Origin of the sequence: Streptococcus sp. HMSC056C01 (assembly GCF_001811305.1) — a bacterium.
GTDB lineage: Bacteria > Bacillota > Bacilli > Lactobacillales > Streptococcaceae > Streptococcus.
In genome coordinates this window covers 709-1,381 of the sequence record NZ_KV804213.1, presented here as the reverse complement: position 1 = coordinate 1,381, position 673 = coordinate 709, and the positions used below count along the sequence as shown (strand labels likewise).

Here is a 673-nt window from a genome sequence, read left to right as displayed (position 1 = left end):
AAGCCAGTTTACTGGTCATGGTCATCTGAGTCAGCTCTTGCTGAAGCGGAAATTGAATACCATGACTTGGTTTCAACATCACTTTACTATGCCAATAAGGTCAAGGATGGCAAAGGTGTGTTAGACACTGATACTTACATCGTTGTTTGGACAACAACTCCATTTACTATCACTGCTTCTCGTGGTTTGACTGTTGGTGCGGATATTGACTACGTTTTGGTTCAACCTGCTGGTGAAACTCGTAAGTTTGTGGTTGCTGCTGAATTGTTGAACAGCTTGTCTGAGAAATTTGGCTGGACTGATGTTCAAGTTTTGGCGACTTATCGTGGCCAAGAATTGAACCATATCGTGACAGAACACCCATGGGATACTGCAGTAGATGAACTCGTTATCCTTGGTGACCACGTTACAACTGACTCTGGTACAGGTATCGTCCATACAGCTCCTGGTTTTGGTGAGGACGACTACAATGTTGGTGTGGCTAATGGTCTTGAAGTTGCTGTGACAGTTAACGAACGCGGAATTATGATGGCTAATGCTGGCGCTGAGTTCGAAGGTCAATTCTATGACAAGGTGGTTCCAACTGTTATCGAGAAACTAGGCAACCTCCTTCTTGCTCAAGAAGAAATCTCTCACTCATACCCATTTGACTGGCGTACGAAAAAACCAATCA

1 pseudogene is annotated in these 673 nt (G+C 44.1%); it reads left to right on the top strand.

Going from position 1 to position 673, the window contains the following annotated elements:
- Positions 1–673 (top strand): annotated as a pseudogene (locus HMPREF2795_RS08500) (class I tRNA ligase family protein); the annotation flags it as partial.